Below are 20,605 nucleotides of genomic sequence, written 5' to 3' on the forward strand. Positions count from 1 at the left end.
CACGACGACGCCGCGACCACGGCCGCCCTCGACCGGGCGCGGTCCATCGCCGACCTGACCCCTCCGGGTTCGGCGGCGCGCATGAGACTGAACACGCGCATGAACGCGATGGGACTCTCCGGCCCGGCCGGTTCCAACAACCTCTTCGCCTTCGCCGTCACCGACATCACCGGACAGGTACGAGACCCCGACGAGAACGGCACCGGGACCAGCGGCACCGACCTCGACTCCCTCGCCCACGGCCTGGGACTGACCGACACCGGACAGCGCTCCGCATCCACCGAACGCAACAGCGGTGAACGCTCACCCCAGCACACCAACGACACCATCACCCCGGGCACCGCCGTCGACCGATCGGCCAGCGACGACGTGCGCACCGCCGCCGAGAGCGCGCCTCCCGCTACGGAGACCGGGACCACCGGCGACACCACCGGGCAGGACGACCACGACAGCTCGACGAACGAACAGCGCGCGAACCCCGACACCGTGAGCGTTTCCGAGCAGCGGACGGAGTCGGAGGACGGCCCTCCGCCTTCGCCGACCGCCGCCGAAGAACGCGCCGAAGAACGCGCCGAAGAACGCGCCGAAGAACGCGCCGAAGAACGCGCCGAAGAACGCGCCGACCACAGCGATACCACCGTCAGGACGGAGAGCGGGCCGCCGCAGGCCGAAGACACCGATCTCCTCTCCGGGGCGCTGGACGACCGCTCCCCCGAATCCGCCCCTCCGGCCGGTCTGGAGACCCCGGCGGGCCCGAGCGGCGACACCGGCCCCGTCCCCCTGGGCGGGACCAGCGGGGACATCCCGCTCGGCCCCCTCAGCACCGACTCCCCCGTCCACCAGGAGGGCGCACCTCCGGAGGGAACACAGCCGGAGGGAACCCCGCCGCAGCAGCCCCCGGGCCCCACCTACGACGGCACCTTCGTCCCGGACCGGAACACGCCGTACGACCTGGGCTACCTGACCACGTCCAACCTCCTCGGTCCGAACATGCTCTTCGCCGAGCACCTGCACGGGTTCGTCAACGACGTCCTGGCCAGCACGCCGGGCATGCCCGACACCGCACGACAGCAGATCGTGGACGGTGTGGCCGCCATCCTCACGCGGGAGGGACCGCGCCCCTTCCTCCGCGAGGGCGGGCACACCGTCAGCGCCGCCCACGACGGGCAGACGTGGAGCGCCGACATCGACCTGAGCCCACTCGACGGCGACTTCTACCACTTCAAGACCGAGTCCCTGAGCGGCGAGGACTCCAGGTACCTGAGGCTCAACAACGCCGGACCCGGGGTGTCCTCCAGCGAAGCCGGTTCCCAGGACGGAGGCGGATCCTTCGGCCCCAGGTTCACGGCGAGCCCCGTCTACCTGGGCAACGTCAGCGGCAGTGACGCCGGGCCGATCTTCTCCATCGGCCTACGCGGCGGCTCCCAGGTCCGGAGCACCGGCGGATCGGCCTCGGTCAGCGCAAATTCCGGTACCGGCATCGAGCTGCTCGGCCCCCCGAACGCCTACGTCGGCGACCTGCGCATGAGGACGTCCGTCACCGGGCCCGGCCTCACCGCGCCGCGCGTCCAGGAGGGGACCTCGTACAACGGGCTGCTCATGAACCTGCCGGACGAGGTGGTGGTCTCCGACGGCCCCCAGCGCATCGTGCCCGACAACGGACCCAGGGACGCGAACGGGCACCACCAGCCGGTGAACCGCCCGTTCATCGGTACCGGACACCCGCTGGAGGTCACCCGTTTCTCCCCGGTCCCACCGGCATCCGATAGCGGGGCCGGTCGGAACACCACGTCCGACGACAGCACCGACACCGCGACGACGGGCGACGGTGGCCGACCAGGGCAGAACACCCTCGGCACCTGGCTGGCCGACCACCTCCTGGGCCCCCGCCCCGGCGGGAACCGGGGCGACGGCCGCGCCCTCTCCGGCAGGGAGAAGCGCAACGACGAGTACCGCGCACGGATCGAGGCCGCCTTCGACAACGACCAGGTGCAGCAGTACCTGCCGCAGATGTCCAACGGTTCCGCGAACATCCGGATCGAGATCCCCGGAAGCCGTACCCGGTACATGCGGATGTGGTCGGTGTCGACCCGGTACGACCGCAAGGACTTCGCCCCCGGTCTGGTCGACTTCGTGCACAGCAACACCACGGTCAAGAGCGTCTCCTCCAACGTGCAGCACTCCACCACGGTGTCCGGTTCGATCGGCAGCGGCTTCGGCATCTGGATCGATCTGCCGGACGGCAGGAGCATCCGGCTCGAAGCTCCTGCCGTGGAGTACTCGGCGACGCTCAAGAACAGCACGGGGACCGTCCAGAACACCTCGGGGACGATCACCGATATCGTGCACGCCCCGTCCGGCCACGCGGCCTACGACGTCAAGCGCGACTTCTACGTCCACATCCAGGGCGAGCCGCAGGCACACCGCTTCGAGGGCAGCTCCGTCGAGCTGCTCACGGTCGAGGACGCCCGCCTGCTCAACGGTGAACTGCCCAAGCCCCCGTCCTCGACCGACGGACCGGCCGCGCCGCCCCGGCCCCCGTTCCCGAACCTCGCGGTGGACCGCCCCACGAACCTGAGCGGGTCCACCGTGCTCGGGTTCGGCCAGGCTCCCCCGGTCGCTCCGGCGAACAACGGTGGGACCACTGGCACCACCGGAAACACCAACACCACAAGCAGCACCACTGGGAACACAGGGACCAGCAGCACGGGGGCCGCGAACACGACGGACACCACCGGGAACGACGGCACCGACGGCGACACCAGGACGCACAACTCACCAGAGGGCTCGTTCTACGACGACCTGGCGTACAAGGTGCTCAGCGCCATCTCCGAGAAGCACCCCGGAATGGTCATCCCGGACCTGGCCCGGACCGGTAAGGACTACGCCGTCCGCCCCAGCCACATGGAGCCGGACGCGGTCCGCAGCTTCCGCGAGCGCTGGGGCGGAAGGCGCAACGCGGACGTGGCGAAGGCGAACACCCAGAAGGTCAGGGACGCGCTCTCCGAGTCCCGCATCAAGAGCAGCAAGTCCGACCTGCCCTACGACGGCATCCCGGTCCGTCTCCAGGAAACCGCCGCGATCGACGTGAAGACGGCCCGCGCGGACCGGGGCCTGCGCCCCGACCACGTGACCCTGCGCGTCTACGGCGAGTTCGGAAAACTCGAGCACCGGTTCGAGACGACCTCCAGCGGCGGTGTCCGGCTCGCGGGCTCATCCGGCATCACCACCACGAAGGGGACGAACCTCAACCACTCGCTGAGTTTCACCGTCGGCGGCAGCGTGCGCGACGACGCCAACGCCGACGCACGCGGTGTCCCCAGGCGGATGGGGAACCCGGTGGTCGCGCTGCTCACCTCCTTGGGCTTCGGCAGGTCATCCGCTCAGAGCATCTCCCGCAGCGTCGAGGAGACGGTCCTGTTCAACGGGGACTCCGACGTGTGGACGTCCCGCACCCGCTTCACCGCGCGGCTGTTCGAGAACGACGACCTCGGAATGACGCGCGACGGCAGGCCCCAGCACGAACACGGGACACCGCTCCTGGGGGACGGGCTGGACACCCAGATGGTCCTCCTCACGCCCAAGGCGTCCCCGACCGCCTCGGACCCCGCGCAGACGGACACCGACACGACCGACGACTGGCAGGCGCTCCCGCCCGAGCAGGTGAAGGACATGCTCACCCTGAGGCCCACCGCCTCCGGCGGTACGGCGGGCAGCGAGCGGAGCGGCCTGTGGACCGTCGTCCGGGACGGGGCCGTGCACACCTGGGGACGCCTGTTGGGCGGAGGCGCCGAGACCGCCGCCCCCTCCCCGGACACCACCGCGCCTCCCGCGGACACCACCACGGTCACGGGCACCGACGGCGACCAGGCGGTCGTCCCCGCCCCACCGCCTCCCCCCGGAGGCACCACGGGCACCACCACCGGCACGACGCCGGAGACCGCTCCCCCCGGAGGGGACCGGAGCGGGGACGGCTCCCCGGACGACCGGGCGCCGCAGGACCCGCCGCCGAACCTGGGACAGCACCGCGCCCGGGCGCTCCACCGCGCCGGCGCCTTCATCGAGCACGTGAGAACCCACTTCGGCGCCAGGGACCAGCAGCCCGGGCTGCTGGAGCAGATGTACCGGTCCTTCTCCGAAGACGGATTCACGCGCAAGCGCGTGTCGCACCTCTCCCGGTCGCCCGGGAACGGTCAGCGGATCGAGCAGTCCCTGTCGTCGGAGGTACTCGCCACGGACAAGAGCCTGTTCAGCCAGTCGGGCTCCCGCTCCCGCTACGAGATGAGCAGCCGTTTCTGGTCACCGCACAAAGTCCGGGTGACCAGCGCCACCCGGAGCGAGATGGACGCCGTCACCGACTTCCGCCCCGTCGACGCCCAGATGCGGTGGGGCGGCGGCAGCGAGACGGTCCTGTCCGCCTCCTCCTCCCTGACCGGCAGCCTCGGCCTCAGGTTCGGCGGGGGCGGGGCCCACAACCCGAACCCGTACCCCTCCGACGGTTCCCTGCCCAACGAGGCCGTCAGACCGATCCCGGTGTTCGGAACCTCCCTCTCCCGCACGCTCCTCTCCCGGGGCACATCGGACACCCGGGCGACCACGTTCTCGTCGTCGGTGCTGTTCATCCCGAACAACACCAAGGTGTACGCCTTCCGCGCCTCCGGCCACCTCACCCTCCTCAACGAGTTCGTGAAGAACTGGAGCATCGGCCCGACCCTGGACTGGAAGACCCTGTTCCGCGGGTGGACCCGTCCGGTCACGGATCTGGCCTCGGGCTACGTGCACTCCCGCGACGCCCAGGAAGAGGGGATGGTGCTGGACAAGGCGACCCGCGACGGCGACGGAGTGGACCTGAGCCCCCAGGACCCCCCGAAGAAGCCCGAAAACGCGCGGGTGCGCCCGGGGTTCGAGAACAACGGCAGGCAGATCCAGCCCGCCAACCCCGAGGCCGCCGCCCAGGCCCTGGTGGACGCCCTCGCCTCGAACGGATTGGAGCTGACGCTCGGCGGCGGCCGGGAGGCCCTGCTGAAGCAGCTGACCACGCATCTGGCCCAGAACCCGGACCCCACCGCACCGCTGCCGCTCAACGTCCGCGCGCTGGGTCCGGAGCCCGCCCCGGACTCGAAGCTCCGGCCACAGCGTTCGAGCTCCGCGGGGAAGCTCTACGTGGAACTGGTCAGGGACCCGGAAAGCACCAAGGTCTCGCACGCCGGCCAGTCCGACTACTACATCGAGTCGCACACGGTGAAGACGACCGACGCGCACTCGCGGAGCGAGGAGACCAGAACGACGGCGAACCTGGACGCCGTAGCGCTGCAACCCCCGCCCTACGCCCAGGACGACCAGGGTCCGGACGAACAGCCGGGGCACCGCTTCCTGTTCATCTCCCCCGCCGGGGAGATGTCCTCCTCCAGCAGCGACGGACGCTCCTCCGGACAGTCCCAGGACGACGCCCGCACCATCGAGCTGCACCTGAAAACCCCGTACGCGAAGGTCAGCGCGGACACGACCCTCAAGCTCAGGCTCCAGTTCGACGAACCCCAGGGCGGGACGAACGGCAACCAGCCGAAATCGTCCTACGAGGTCAGCGCTGAAAGCGGACGGGTCGACACGCTGTACTCGTTCGCGTACATGACCTTCGACCCCCCGGCGACGGACACCCCGGAAGGCGGCACGCAGGAGACCGGCACCGACACGCTGTCGCCTCCGCCGGCCCCCGCCCTCGCCACGTCCACGGACGGCACCGGCTCCACCGGCACCGCTCCGGCCGACCAGAACACCACTCCGGCCCCGGAAGGCGGCGACACCACCGGCGACCGGACGGACTCCGGCCCGGCGCGGCGGCCCGGAGCCCCCATCTACGCCTCCCAGGACGACGCGCTGCGCACGTGGACCCGTGACGCGGGTCCGCGTCCCGGCAGCGACTCCGTCCTCGCGCTGACGGCCGCGGTGCAGGACCACGGACAGGCGCTGCGCGACCAGGCCAACATCGTCATCGCGCGGTCCGCCGGCTGGAAGCCGTCTTCCGGCACCCCCGAAGGAGAACAGTCGGTCGAGGACACGGCGAACGCGGCGCGGGCCCACCTCGCCGACGTCTACGGCCTGGACCCGGTCTACAACGTCATCGACGCCAGCCTCAGTGACGAGGCCATCAAGGCGATAGACCCGTCGGCCTCGCGCAACCCCGAGGGCGTGCAGTTCCCCGACATCGAACTCCCCGGGTGGATCGACAGGGTCGTACGGAGCAACCACACCGAGTGGGGCGCCAAGGCCCTGCCGAGCAGCAGCGGAGCGAAGATCCTGGACGCGCGGCCGGACGGCCAGCTCAGCGACTCCCGCGTCCGGCCCCGGACGGACAGCTTCGGCAGCTCCCACGGCGGGGGCCGGAGCTTCGGGGGCGGGTTGCGCCCCGCCGGGATAACCACCGAGAGCCCCGCCTACGACCGCCACGAGGGCATCCACACCGGTTCGGCGGCTGCGAACACCGGTTCGTCCCACGGGGCCGCATCGGGCTCCAACCAGGCCGTCAAGGGCTACCAGGAGTCCGACCAGCTCCGCCAGGGGCCCTTCTACCTCGTGGAGCACGACGTCACCTGGGCGTTCGCCGCGGGCAGCAAGCTCACGGCGCCCGCCGCCTTCCACCGGAACGACCCGAGCCTTCCGCAGGCCCCGCTCCACTCCCGGCCCACCCGCTGGATCGTGGACCAGACCACGATCCGGATGGCCAAGTGGTACTCGGAGGCCGACGCGATCGCGATGGGCTTCCTCACGCCGGACCAGGCCACGGACCTGGCCCCCGTCAAGGACAGGATCCGCAAGGCGCAGGAGGAGTTCGGCAAGGCGGAGGCCGCGTACGCCGACACCCGGGCCCCGCTGGAGGGCCTGGCCGAGAGGTACGCCGCCGCTCCGGGCGACAGGAGCTCCCAGAGCGCCTACGAAAAGCAGGCGGACAAGTACACGGAGGCGCTGCGCGACTTCGACGACCAGATCGACGCCCTGGTCGAGACCCTGAACACCACGCGCACCGCGTTGGGGAACACCGGGCAGGAGACGAACAGCGGCACCGTTTCCCCCGGGCGTACGTCGAGCGGCGACACAAGCGGAGGGAGCACGCCCCGCGTACCGGCCCCCGCCGACAACACCGCGACCGCCAGCGCGACCGGCGACACCGATGGCGCCACCACGACCACCAGCGCGCCCCCGCCGACCATCACCGTGACCCCGCCGCCGGACCCGGCGCCCGCGCCCACGGGGCCGGGCCAGGCGCTGGCCGACCGCTTCCGTGCGGAACTGAACCTCGCCGCCGCGGAGTCCGACACCCCGGCCCGGGACGCGGACACCGTGGACGCGCGGGTCCAGCGCGCCGCCGACGCCGCGGACACCGCCGACCGGGAGGCACGCGACGCACGCGACGCCGCGAACGACCTCTCCACCGCCCTGGAGCACGGCACGACCGAACTGGAGAACGGCACCCGCATCCTCACGGGCTCCGACGGCGAAGCACCCGCCGCCGGAACCGAAGGACACGCGCCCGGCGACACCCCCTCACCGGGGGCCGAACAGCAGGCACGTGACGCGCGTACGGCGGCGGACACGGCGCACACCGCCGCCACCACCGCACGCGACGCCTTCACCACCACCCGCGACGACGCCCTCACGAGGGAACCCGAACCCAGTCGGGACGCCTCCGCCGAACAGGTCGAGACGGCCGCCACGGCAGCCGAGAACGCGTCCACCGCCGCCCAGAGGACCGCCGACAAGCACAAGGGCACCGTCACCGAACTCGGGAACGACCTCGGCGGGGCCCTGACCCGACACCAGGCGCTCGACACCGCCGTGGAGGGCCTGTCCGGGCGTGAGCGGTCAGCCGACGGGGACCGGGCCGCCCAGGACGCGCGCGACGAGGCCAACAGTCTGATCTCCGACCTGGAGCGGATCGCCGAACGCGCCGACACCACTCACGAGGCAGCGGAAACAGCACGGACCGACGCCGAGAAGGCGAAGACGGAGGCCGACACCGCCAAGGCCAAGGCCGACCAGACAGCCGCGGACGCCGAGGCCCTGCGCACATGGGCCGAAGGACTCAGCACCAGCGCCTCCAACCACCGCAACCTCCTGGACCAGGCCGCCCAGAACGCGCAGAGAGCCGGCGAGGCGGCCCAGCGGGCCACCGACACTGCCAGGAACGCCCGCACCGCCGCGGACACGGCGGCCGACAGGGCCGCCGAGGTGCGCACCCGCGCCGCGAACGCCACCAGAGACGCGGCACGGGCCGAGACCGACGCCCGCACGGCCCGCACCGCCGCGGACCTCGCCGCACAGGCGGCGGCAAGCACCTCCCCGGCCCCGCCCGACGGGCGGACGACGTCCGACGGCACCGACTCCCGGGGGACGGCGGACACCCGGCAGGACGCCGCCCGCCGGGCCGCGCAGGACGCACGGACACGAGCCCAGCAAGCCCGGCAGACCGCCCGCGAAGCAGCGGAACACGCCGCCCGAGCCACCGAGAACGCGAACCGACTCGACCAGCAGGCACAGGACCTGCGCACCAGAGCGGAGACCACCGCACGGGAGGCCCGGGAAGCCGCAGCCCGCGCGAACGAGGCACAGAGAATCGCCGAGAACACCCGGGACGCCGCCGACACGGCCGTGAAGACAGCCGACAGAGCCGCCGCCGACGCCCGCCGCGCACACGGGTACGCACAACAGGCCGCCCAGAAGGCGGAGACCGCGGCCGCACACGCCACGGAGGCCGCGAAGACCGCCCAGGAAGCCCGCGACGACGCCGGGAAGATCGCCGACAGCGCCCGCAAGCGCGCCGACAGCGTACGGAGGCTGTTGGAGAGGATCAACACGGCCGTGGAACCGGGAAGGACATCGTCCGACGACGGCCGGGAGAGGGACGACGACAGGGACGGCGGCCAGGGCGGAGACGGACCGGACAGCAGCCGCCACGACGGCGGCGACCGGAGCGGCGACGACGGCGACCGTTCCGAGGACGGGCGCGGCTCCGACACCGGACGCGACACCGAAGGCGGCGACAGGGGCCGCGGCACGGAACCGGACCACCGCGACCGCTCCCGGGGCGGAGGCGACCAGGACGGCTCCGCTCCTGCGAACACCAGTGATCGGGGCCGCCCCTCCCCCCAGGCCGCGTCGGCCAGGATCACCGCCGCCGCCCGGCTCCAGGACCTGGTCTCGGCCAGCATCAAGGACGCGATCAGCCGCTACCAACGCGCCCAGGACCTGGTCGGCCAGACCCGGGAGGCTGAGAGCCGGGGCCGCCCCGACGCCGCCGACCTGCGCGCCCGCGCCTACGAGACGCAGCGCCAGGCCAACGAGGCCTACCTCAACTACACCGACCTCGCCCGGATGCAGGCCGACCTGCTACGCCCCAACCAGCCCATCACCGTCATGGCCGTCCGGGAGCTCTCCGGAGACCCGAGCGGCGACACCGGCCCTGTCCCCCTCGGCGGAACCAGCGGTGACATCCCGCTCGGCTCCCTCAGCACCGATCCCCCCGTTCCCCCCCTTCCCCAGGACGGAAGCCCGACCGGCGACAGGAACGACACCGGCACCGGGACCAGCGGGGACCCGAACCGGAGCACCCGGGAGGAAACCCCGCCGGAGGACGCGCCGCCGCCCCGGCCGCTCCCGGCCCCCGCCTACGACGGCAGCCTCGTGCCGGACCGGAGCGGTCAGAGCTACGACCTGGGCTACCTGGCCACGTCCAACGTCCTCGGGCCGCACATGCTCTTCGCCGAGCACCTGGAGGGGTTCGTCAGCGATGTCCTGAGCACCACTCCGGACATGCCCGACTCCGCACGGCGGGGGATCGTGAACAGCGTGGCCGGCATCCTCGGGAAGGAGGGGCCGCGCCCCTTCCTCCGTGAGGGCGGACAGACGGTCAGCACCACCCACGACGGGCAGACGTGGAGCGTCGACATCGACCTGCGCCCCGACGACGGCGATTTCTACCATGTCGACACCACGGCTCTGAACGGCGGGGACTCCAGGTTCCTGAGGCTCCACGACACCGGCCTCGGAGTGGAGTCCAGCGACGGCGGGTCACGCGGCGGGGGCAAGACCTTCGGCGGCAAGTTCACGATGAGCCCCTTCTACATGACCGGCGTCAACGGCAACGACGCCGGGCCGATCGCCGCTGTCGGCGGACGCGGCGGCAAGAGGGTCCGGGGCACCTCCGGGTCGGCCTCGACCAGCGCCAACGCCGCCAGCGGCATCGAACAGCTCGGCGCCCCTACCCTCTACGTCGGCGACCTGCGCATGCGGACGTCCGTCACCGGCCCCGGCCTCACCGCGCCGCGTGTCCGGGAGGTGACCGCCTACAACGGCCTCGCCATGAACCTGCCGGGCGAGGCGGTCTCCGCCCCCGACGCCGCCCCCCGGCGCATCGTGCCCGACAACGGACCGGCGGACGAGAACGGGCACCGCCCGCCGGTCAACCGGCCGTTCATGGGCACCGGCCACCCGATCGAGATCACCCGTTTCTCCCCGGTCCCCCCGCCTCCCGCCACGGCTCCGGACGGTGGCGACACCAGCGGCGAGAGCGACCGCGACGACAGCACCTCCACCGCGACGACGGGCAGCGGCGGCCGACCGGGGAAGAGCACCCTCGGCACCTGGCTCGCCGACCGCATCCTGGGGCCCCGCCCCGAGGGGGATCAGAGCAGCGACCGCAAACCCTCCAGCCGGGAGCGGCGCGACAACGAGTACCGCGAGCGGATCGAGCACACCTTCGACAACGAACGGATGCAGCAGTACCTGCCGCAGATGAGCAACAGTCCCGCGCGCATCCTGATTGAGATCCCCGGCAGCCGCCCCATCGCCATGGACATGTGGTCGGTGGCGACCGAGTACGACCGCAAGGACTTCGCCCCCGGTCTGGTCGACTTCGTGCACAGCAACACCACGGTGAAGAGCGACTCCTCCAGCGTGAAGCAGTCCACCGTGGTGTCCGGTTCGGTCGGCGGCGGCCTCGGCATCTGGCTCATGCTGCCCAACGGCAAGAGCGTCCGGCTCGAAGCGCCCTTCCTGGAGTACTCGGGGACCTTCGAGAAGAGCACAGGGGTCACCCTGAACACCTCGGGGACGAGCAGCCATGTCGTGCACGCCCCCTCCGGCCACGCGGCCTACGACGTGCAGCGCGACTTCTACGTCGACTTCGGGGACGCGACGGGGCCGCACCGCTTCGAGGGCAGCTCCATCGAGTTGCTCACGGTCGAGGACGCCCGCCTGCTCAACGGTGAACCTCCCAAGGTCCCGGACCCGGACGGCGAACCGTCCGCGCCGCCCCGGCCCCCGTTCCCCAACCTCGCGGCGGACCGCCCCACGGACCTGAGCGGGGCCACCGTACGCGGGTTCGGCCACGCTCCCCCGGCCGCTCCCGCGGACGACGGCGAGACGACGGGCACCACCGGGAACGACAGCGCTGACGGCGACACCCAGACGTCTCCCTCACCACAGGACCCGTTCTACAGGGACCTGGCCTACCGCGTGCTCAGCGGCATCGCCGAGGAGCGCCCCGGCATGGTCATCCCGGAGCTGGCTCGGACCGGCAAGGACTACGCCGTCCGCCCCAGCCACATGGGTGCGGACGGACCGACGCGCAGCTTCCGCGAGCGCTGGGGCCTGCGCCGCAACGTGGACGTGGCACAGCAGAACACCCTGAAGGTCATCAACGCGCTCTCCGAGTCCGGGCTCAGGAGCGGTGCGCCCGACCTGCCCGGCAACGGCATTCCGGTCCGCCTCAAGGAATCCGCCGTGATCGACCCGACGATGATCCGCGAGGACGGGGGCGGCCGCCCCGAGACCGTGACCGTGCGCGTCTACGGCGACTTCGACCGCCTGGTGCACCGGCACGACACGACCGCCGGCGGGGGCGCCCGGTTCGCGGGGTCGGCCGGCATCACCACCACGAAGGGGTCGAGCTTCAACCACGCGCTCAGCCTCACCGCGGGCGCCAGCGTGCGCACCGACGCCGGCGCCGACGCGCGCGGCGTCCCCCGGGTCATGGGAAACCCCTCGGTCTCGTTGAACGGGTCCCTGAACAAGAGCAAGGGCTCCAGTCAGGGCCTCTCCCACAGCTCCGAGGAGACGGTGCTGTTCAACGGGGACTCCGACGTGTGGACGTCCCGCACCCGCTTCACCGCGCGGCTGTTCGAGAACGACGACATCGGGATGGCGCGCGACGACCGGCCCCAACGCGAACACGGCGTCCCGCTCCTGGGGGACGGGATGGAGGCCGTGGCCTTCCTCCTCACACCCAAGATGCCGCCGGTGGCCTCCGACTCCCCGGACACCGTGTCCGACCCGACGGGCACGACCCGCGACGGCGGGACCGCCACCTCCTCCGACGGTCGGGAGGCGCGGAACACCCCCGAGGCCGCCGCCGACACACGGGGAGAGGACTCCGCGCAGGAGAACACCTCCGGGGACACGGCGCCCGCCACGACCGGCGGTCGGCAACCGCTCACGCCCGAGCAGGCACGGGACATGATCGTCCGGAACTTCGTCCCGCAGAACACCCCCGACGGCACGGCGGGAGATGACCGGGGAGGCCGGTGGACCGTCATCCGGGACGGGTTCGTGCACAACTGGGGGCGCCTGTTCAGCGGGAGCGCTGAGAACACCCCCCTTCCCCAGAACACCACCGGCACCGGCAACGACCAGGCCGTCGTCCTCACCACGCCGCCTCCCCCCGACGGCACCGCGAACACCGGGACGACGCCGCAGACCGCTCCGGCGGGAGGCGACCGGGACGGGGACGGCGCCCCGGACAACCGGCCCCCGCAGGGCCCGCCGACCCTGGACCAGGCCCGCGCCCAGGCGATCCGCCGCATCGGCGGCACCATCGAGCGCGTGAACACCCACTTCGACGCCGGGAGCCGGGGCATGCGCGGGCTGCTGGAGGAGACGTACCGGACCTTCTCCGACACGCGCAGCGGCCTCCACGACGGATACCGGCGCAAGTTGGAGTCGTTCCTCTCCCAGGCGTCCGGAGGCGGGCGGCAGTTCGAGAACCACCTGTCGGGGGAGGAACTCGCCGCGAGCAAGAGCGTGACCACACCGTCGGGCTCCCGCATCCGCCAGGAGATGAGCGGCGGCTTCTGGTCACCGCACGACGTCCGCGCCACCATCGCCACCAAGGTCGAGATCGACACCGTCACCGACTTCCGCCCCATCGACGCCCAGATGCGGTGGAACGGCGGCAGCGAGGTGACCCTGTCGTTCACCAGCTCCCCCCGGACCCGCAGCCTCGGCCTCAGGTTCGGCGGGGGCGGGACCCGCAACCCGAACCCGTACCCCTCCGACGACTCCCTGCCCTCCGAGGCCGTCAGACCGATCCCGGTGTTCGGAACCTCCCTCTCCCGCACGTTCTTCTCCCGCGGCACGTCGCACACCCAGGCGACCTCGTTCACGTCGTCGGTGCTGTTCATCCCGGACAACACCAAGGTGTACGCCTTCCGCGCCTCCGGCCACCTCACCCAGGCGATCGAGTTCCTGAAGAACTGGAGCATCGGCCCGCCCCTGAACTGGAAGACCCTGTTCCACGGCTGGACCGCTCCCGTCGAGAACCTGCTCGCGGGCTACGTGCACTCCCGTGACGCCCAGCAGGAGGGGCTGGTGATGGACCGGGCGACCCGCGACGAGAGCGGGACGGGGGTGAACCTGAGCCCGCAGCCCAACCCGAAGACGCCCGACACCGCGCAGGTGCGGCCCGGATTCGAGGACAACGGCAGGCAGATCCAGCCCGCCGACCCCGAGGCCGCCATCCAGGCCCTGGTGAACGACCTCGCCTCGAACGGACTGGAGCTGACGAGCGGCGGCCGGGAGCTCCTGCTCCAGAAGCTGACCACGCACCTGGGCCAGAACCCGGACTCCACCGTCCCGGTGCCGGTCAAGGTCCGCGCGCTGGGTCCGGAGCCCACCTCGGACTCGCATCCGCACGTCATGCGCTCGGCCACCGCGGCGAAGGTCTACGTGAACCTGACCAGGGACCCGAGCCGCACCGACGTCTCGTACGTCGGCCAGTCCGGTTACTACATCGAGTCGCACACGTGGAAGGCGACCGACGCGAACTCCCAGAACAGGGGGACCGGGACGACGGTGGGCGCGGACGGCGTGCTGCTGCAACCCCTTCCCTACGCCCAGGACGACCAGGGGCCGGAGGGGCAGCCGGAGCACCGTCCGCTGTTCCTCTCCCCCGCCGGCGCGGTGTCCTCCTCCAGCAGCGACGGGCGCTCCTCCGGGCAGTCCCAGGACGACGCCCGCACCGTCGAACTGCACCTGAACACGCCGTACGCGAAGGTCGGCGCGGACACGACGCTGACCCTCACCCTCGAACTCGGCGAACCCAAGGGCGGGGAGAACGGCAACCCGCCGCGATCGACGTACACGGGCACCGCTGACAGCGGGCGGGTCGAGACGCTGTACCCGTTCGCGTACATGACCTTCGACCCCTCGGCGGCAACCACCACGGGAGACGGCGCCCAGAACACCGGCACCGACCTGCCGGCGCCTCCCGCCATCGCCACGTCCACGGACGGCACCGGCTCCACGGGGACCGCTCGTCCCGACCGGAACACCCCTCCGGCCCCGGAGGGCGGCGACACCACCATCGACCGGACGGGAACCGGCACGACCGGGGACGACCGCGCCCCCAACCCTCCGGAGGACGGCGGCGGAGCCCCCGTCCACACGTCCGTGTCCGAAGCGTTGCTCGACTGGGCGAAGAACACCGGTCCCCGGCCCGGCAGCGACACCGCCGTCACCAAGCCGGCCATGGTGCAGGACCGCGGACAGGCGCTGCGCGACAAGGCCAACGTCGTCATCGCGCAGTCCCTCGGCTGGCAGCCGCCCGCCGGCACCCCCGCCGGGGGGCAGCCCACCCCCGCCGCGGCGGCTGCGGCGCGTGCCCACCTCGCCGACGTCTACGGCCAGGACCCGGTGTACAACGAGATCGACCACAGCCTCACCGACAAGGCCGTCAAGGCCGTGTACCCGTCGGCCTCACGCAGCTCCGAGGGGGTGCAGTTCACCGACATCAGCCGCACCGGGTGGGGCGCCAAGGTCGTGCCGAGCAGCCGCGGAGCGAGGATTCTGGACGCGCTGCCGGACAGCCAGCTCAGCGACTCCCGCGTCCAGCCCCGGACGCACAGCTTCGGCGACTCCCACGGCGGGGGCCGGGGCCGCGGCGGAGAGGTACGCCCGTCCGGGCTGACCACCGGCGACGTCGACGGCTACGACAGGCACGAGGGCATCCACACCGGCGCGGCGGGCGTGAACACCAGCTCGTCCCACGGGGCCGCAAGGGGCACCAACCAGGCCGTCAAGGGCTACCAGGAGTCCGATCAGCTCCGCCAGGGGCCCGTCTACCTCGTGGAGCACGACGTCACCTGGGCGTTCGCCGCGGGCAGCAAGCTCACGGCGCCCTCCGCCTTCCACCCGAACGTCCCGAAACCTCCGTCGACCCGGTTCTACTCCCGGCCCACCCGCTGGAGCGTGGACAGTGTCACGGTCAGGATGGCCGGCTGGTACTCGGAGGCCGACGCGGTCGCGATGGGCTTCCTCACGCCGGACCAGGCGAAGGGCCTGGCCCCCGTCATGGACCGGGTCAACCAGGCACGCGAGGAGTTCGGCAAGGCGGAGGCCGCGTACGCCGACACCCGGGCCCCGTTGGAGGGTCTGGCCGAGAGGTACGCCGCCGCTCCGGGCGACAGCAGCGCCGAGAGCGCCTACAGCGCGCAGGAGGACAAGTACACGGAGGCGCTGCGCGACTTCGACCGGCAGATCGACGCCCTGGTCGAGACCGTGAACACCACGCGCACCGCGTTGGGGGACACCGGGCAGGGGACGGACGGCGGCACCGTCCCCCCCGTGCGCGCGGTCAGCGGCGACGGAGGCGGAGGGACGGCGGCCCGCACACCGGCCAGCGGGAACACGACCACCGGGAACACCAACACCACGGCTACCGGCACCACCGGGAGCACGACCGCTGGCAACACGACCACCGGCACCAGCGACACCGCCGGCGACGCGGGTGTCACTTCCGCGACCACCGGCGACACCGATGGCGCCACCACGACCACCAGCGCGCCCCCGCCGACCATCACCATGACCCCGCCGCCGGACCCGGCGCCCGCGCCCACGGGGCCGAGCCAGGCACTGGTCGACCGCTTCCTGTCGGAGCTGAACCTGCGTGTTCCGGAGCCCGACGCCCCCGCCGGGGACCCCGGCAGCTCCAGCGGTCTCCGGGACGGCCGGGAACAGAACACGGACATCGTGGACGCGCGGGTCCAGCGCGCCTCCGACGCCGCGGACACCGCCGACCGGGAGGCACGCGGCGCACGCGACGCCGCGAACGACCTCTCCATCGCCCTGGAGCACGGCACGACCGAACTGGAGAACGGCACCCGCATCCTCACGGGCTCCGACGGCGAAGCACCCGCCGCCGGAACCGAAGGACACGCGCCCGCACCCGCGTCCGAAACCGGTGACACCCCCTCACCGGGGGCGGAACAGCAGGCACGTGACGCGCGTACGGCGGCGGACACGGCGCACACCGCCGCCACCACCGCACGCGACGCCTTCACCACCACCCGCGACGACGCCCTCACGAGGATGCCCGAACCCGACCGCGACGCCTTCATCGAACGGGTCAGGACGGCCGTCTCCGGGGCGGGGGAGGCGGATACCTCGGCGACCAGCGCTCAGGAGGCCGCGGACAGGCAGGAGGAGACCACCGCCGAGCTCGTGGACGAACTCAACGAGACCCCCAGGCGGTACCAGGCGCTCAACACCGCCGTGGAGGGCCTGTCCGGGCGGGACCGACCCGTCAGCGGGGACCGGGCCGCCCAGGACGCGCGCGATGAGGCCGCACGCGAGGCACGCGACGAGGCCAACAGTCTGATCTCCGACCTGGAGCGGATCGCCGAACGCGCCGACACCACTCACGAGGCAGCGGAAACAGCACGGACCGACGCCGGAAAGGCGAAGACGGAGGCCGACACCGCCAAGGCCAAGGCCGACCAGACAGCCGCGGACGCCGAGGCCCTGCGCACATGGGCCGAAGGACTCAGCACCAGCGCCTCCAACCACCGCAACCTCCTGGACCAGGCCGCCCAGAACGCGCAGAGAGCCGGCGAGGCGGCCCAGCGGGCCACCGACACTGCCAGGAACGCCCGCACCGCCGCGGACACGGCGGCCGACAGGGCCGCCGAGGTGCGCACCCGCGCCGCGAACGCCACCAGAGACGCGGCACGGGCCGAGACCGACGCCCGCACGGCCCGCACCGCCGCGGACCTCGCCGCACAGGCGGCGGCAAGCACCTCCCGGACCTCCTCCGACGGACAGACCGCGACGGACGGCACCAGCACCCGGGAGACGGCGAACCCGCCGAACAGGACCCCCGGAGACACGGGGTCGCGGACCGCGCAGAACACGGCCGACGAGCGCGCGAGGACGGCGGACACCCGGCAGGACGCCGCCCGCCGGGCCGCGCAGGACGCACGAACACGAGCCCAGCAAGCCCGGCAGACCGCCCGCGAAGCAGCGGAACACGCCGCCCGAGCCACCCAGAACGCGAACCGACTCGACCAGCAGGCACAGGACCTGCGCACCAGAGCGGAGACCACCGCACGGGAAGCCCGGGAAGCCGCCGCCCGCGCGAACGAGGCACAGAGAATCGCCGAGAACACCCGGGACGCCGCCGACACGGCCGTGAAGACAGCCGACAGAGCCGCCGCCGACGCCCGCCGCGCACACGGGTACGCACAACAGGCCGCCCAGAAGGCGGAGACCGCGGCCGCACACGCCACGGAGGCCGCGAAGACCGCCCAGGAAGCCCGCGACGACGCCGGGAAGATCGCCGACAGCGCCCGCAAGCGCGCCGACAGCGTACGGAGGCTGTTGGAGAGGATCAACGCGGCCGTGGAACCGGGAAGGACATCGTCCGACGACGGTCCCGCGAAGGACGGGCGCGGGGACGAGGACGGCACCGGCGACGGCTCGGGCGAGAACCGGACCGGAGGCGGCGGGGGCGACCGCTCCCGCGACGGGGGCGACCGGAGCGGCGACGACCGTTCCGATGGCCGGGACGGCTCCGGCACCGGGCGCGGTTCCGGGGGCGACGGCGGGAACCGCGGAAGGGGCGGGGACGACGGCCGTTCCCCGCGTGGAGGCGGCCGGGGCGGCCGGGGCACCCGCGACAGCGCGCCCGCGGACCAGCGCGACCCGTTCTCCGACACCGACTCGGACCCGGAGACCGATTCGGACACGGACTCCGCCCCGGACCTGGACGCGGTCCCGGACCTGGTCTCCGACGACGACCTGTCCCTGTACGACTCCCCCGACACCCCGGTCCGGGACCGGCCCTTGCGCACCCCGTTCGACGACGACCACCGGTTCAAGCCCCTGTGGGCCCGGGACGACCACGGCTTCGACACCATGGACCCCAAACACCCCGGTCACGGAAGCGGTCCCCTCGGCTTCCTCAACCCCAAGTCCCCGGACGCCCCCTTCGGCCTCCTGGACTCCGGTTTCGGGAGCGACCGCCCCCTGCCCAGCTCGCTGACCGACATCGTGGCCTACCCCGTGACCGGGTCCTCAGGCCAGTGGGGGAACACATCCGCGGACGGGGAGAACGACCAGCACGCCACCGGGTTCCCTGACCCCTCCGCGGTGGCGCACGACGAGCAGCCCGCGGCTTCGACCGAGGAGACCGCGCAGGATCGGGACGGGGACCATGACGAGCGGATCGCGAGGCTCATGCTGTGGAACGGGACCTTCGCCGGTGTCGAGGACCTCGCCGACACCACCGGATTCGACGTGGTGAGCCAGCAGGGGCTCGTCGAGGACGGCTCCGACGGCAGTACCACGCTCATGCGCTTCGCCAACGGTGCCCAGGCGGTCTACAAGGACACCGAGGGGGCCACCTTCGCCCGTGACCGCGCCGACGCCGAACAGCTCGCCTCACTGGTGGGACGCGCCATCGGTGCCAATGTGCCCGGTGTCCTGCGCATCGGCGAGACCGAGGTGTTCATGCACTTCATGAACGGCGAATCCGGGTTCGCCCACCTGGACAACCCGCGATCCCCGCTCCTGAACACGCGGGACGGACACGTGCTGGGCCTGCTGGACCTGCTGATCGCCAACGGCGACCGCAACCCGGGCAACTGGCTGGACCAGGGCAGAGGGCGCGTCGCGGGCATCGACCACGGCAAGGCCTGGTTCAAGTACGAGCACACGCCGGAGGACCCCACCGACCTGGAGGGGCTGGCCTACACCAACGGCATGCGGCCCTTCTACGACTTCGATGCCAACGCATGGATCGCCAACCCGCTGACCCGGGCCGACATCCGGTTCCTGCGGGCCCGGCTCGCCGGGCTCTCCGGCGAGTTCGCCCGCCTGGACCGGTCCGAATGGTTCGACGAGATGATGGAGCGCTTCGACATGCTGGCCCGCAACGCGCGTGGAACCACCGGCTTGTTCTCAGGGGGCGGCCGATGACCCGTGTGCTCTATGCCCAGGACCGCCGCACGCAGCGGACACGGCCGTTTCTGACGCTGCACGACGACGGCACCCTCACCGCCCACGACCCGGAGACGGCCGACGCGATCCCGCGCCTGCGCGCCACGCGCGGCTGGTCCGACGAGCGGATATTCGACGACTGCGCCGCGCAGTCCAACGCCTACGTCCGCTACTTCGAAGAACCGGAGTGACCTGGCCCGGCTTCGACACGACCGCCGACGGCGGCCGGTCCGGGGGCACGGGGCGGACACCCGGGTGCTCCTCCTGACGCCCGAGAGGCTCCCGACGGCCTCGGACGGCTCCGAGGGGCGCGCGACGATTTCCCATCTTCCCTCCCGTGCGGGACCGGGGAGAACAGGATCCTCCCGACAGGCGCGTTTCCCCCGCCTGCCGTTCTTCCAGGTTTCATTCCCTGACAACACAGGGGTGCACTCCTCGAATCCATGAGGAGAATTCCCGCAGAACAGGGAATGAATACTCCTCTCCCCGGAGCCGATCGCGGATCCCATTCATTCGCGCGGCCCACTCCGCCCGCCGCCACCCTTTTCCGGACGAGAAAACCCTCCCGCGAACGCGGTGAACCGAGCCGGTGGGCACCGGCTCCCGGGCGGCAGCGCCGGGCCTTCAGGCCGCTCCCACCAGGCCTCGCACCCGGACGCCGGAGCGGCCTCCCCACGACCCACCCCCCGACACGAGGGAAACAGGAAAAGAATATCCGCCCGGCTCCAGAAGAACCGTTGCGGAAATACTCAGCGCACCAACCGGGTGGAACATGTTACAGAAAACTTCCGCCGCCTCCACGGCGCACCCGTGACCTCCGGCAATTCATCAGGAGGCCCTTGGAAGAGAGTTCCGGCCCGGGCAACGAACCACCGATTCACGCGATTTCTCCGGTGTTACCTTCGTGGCCGCGTAGCGGCACCGGGGGGCAGAGGGGGAGACGCGTATGCCGTTGGACGAGAACATGTCCGACTCCTCACGCGACGCCATCAGAGCCCTCACCGGCATCGAGATCCCCAAAGCCAGCATCGCCGCCCTAGGCCGCGCCTCCGAGGTCTAC

General features: G+C 72.0%; 2 protein-coding genes. Both read left to right on the forward strand.

All coding sequences use genetic code 11. The features are described from left to right. The first annotated feature begins 99 nt into the window (after positions 1-99). Positions 100-19,524, forward strand: a complete 19,425-nt coding sequence (locus tag HGB44_RS30900; protein ID WP_210752407.1) for a hypothetical protein — start codon at positions 100-102, stop codon at positions 19,522-19,524. Next, on the forward strand, positions 19,521-19,736 hold the full coding sequence (locus HGB44_RS30905; RefSeq protein ID WP_061083761.1) for a hypothetical protein: 216 nt from the start codon (positions 19,521-19,523) through the stop codon (positions 19,734-19,736). The genes HGB44_RS30900 and HGB44_RS30905 overlap by 4 nt, the downstream gene beginning before the upstream one ends. Positions 19,737-20,605: the final 869 nt, after the last annotated feature.

The sequence above is a fragment of the Nocardiopsis alborubida genome (assembly GCF_012396365.1).
Classification (GTDB): Bacteria; Actinomycetota; Actinomycetes; order Streptosporangiales; family Streptosporangiaceae; genus Nocardiopsis; species Nocardiopsis alborubida.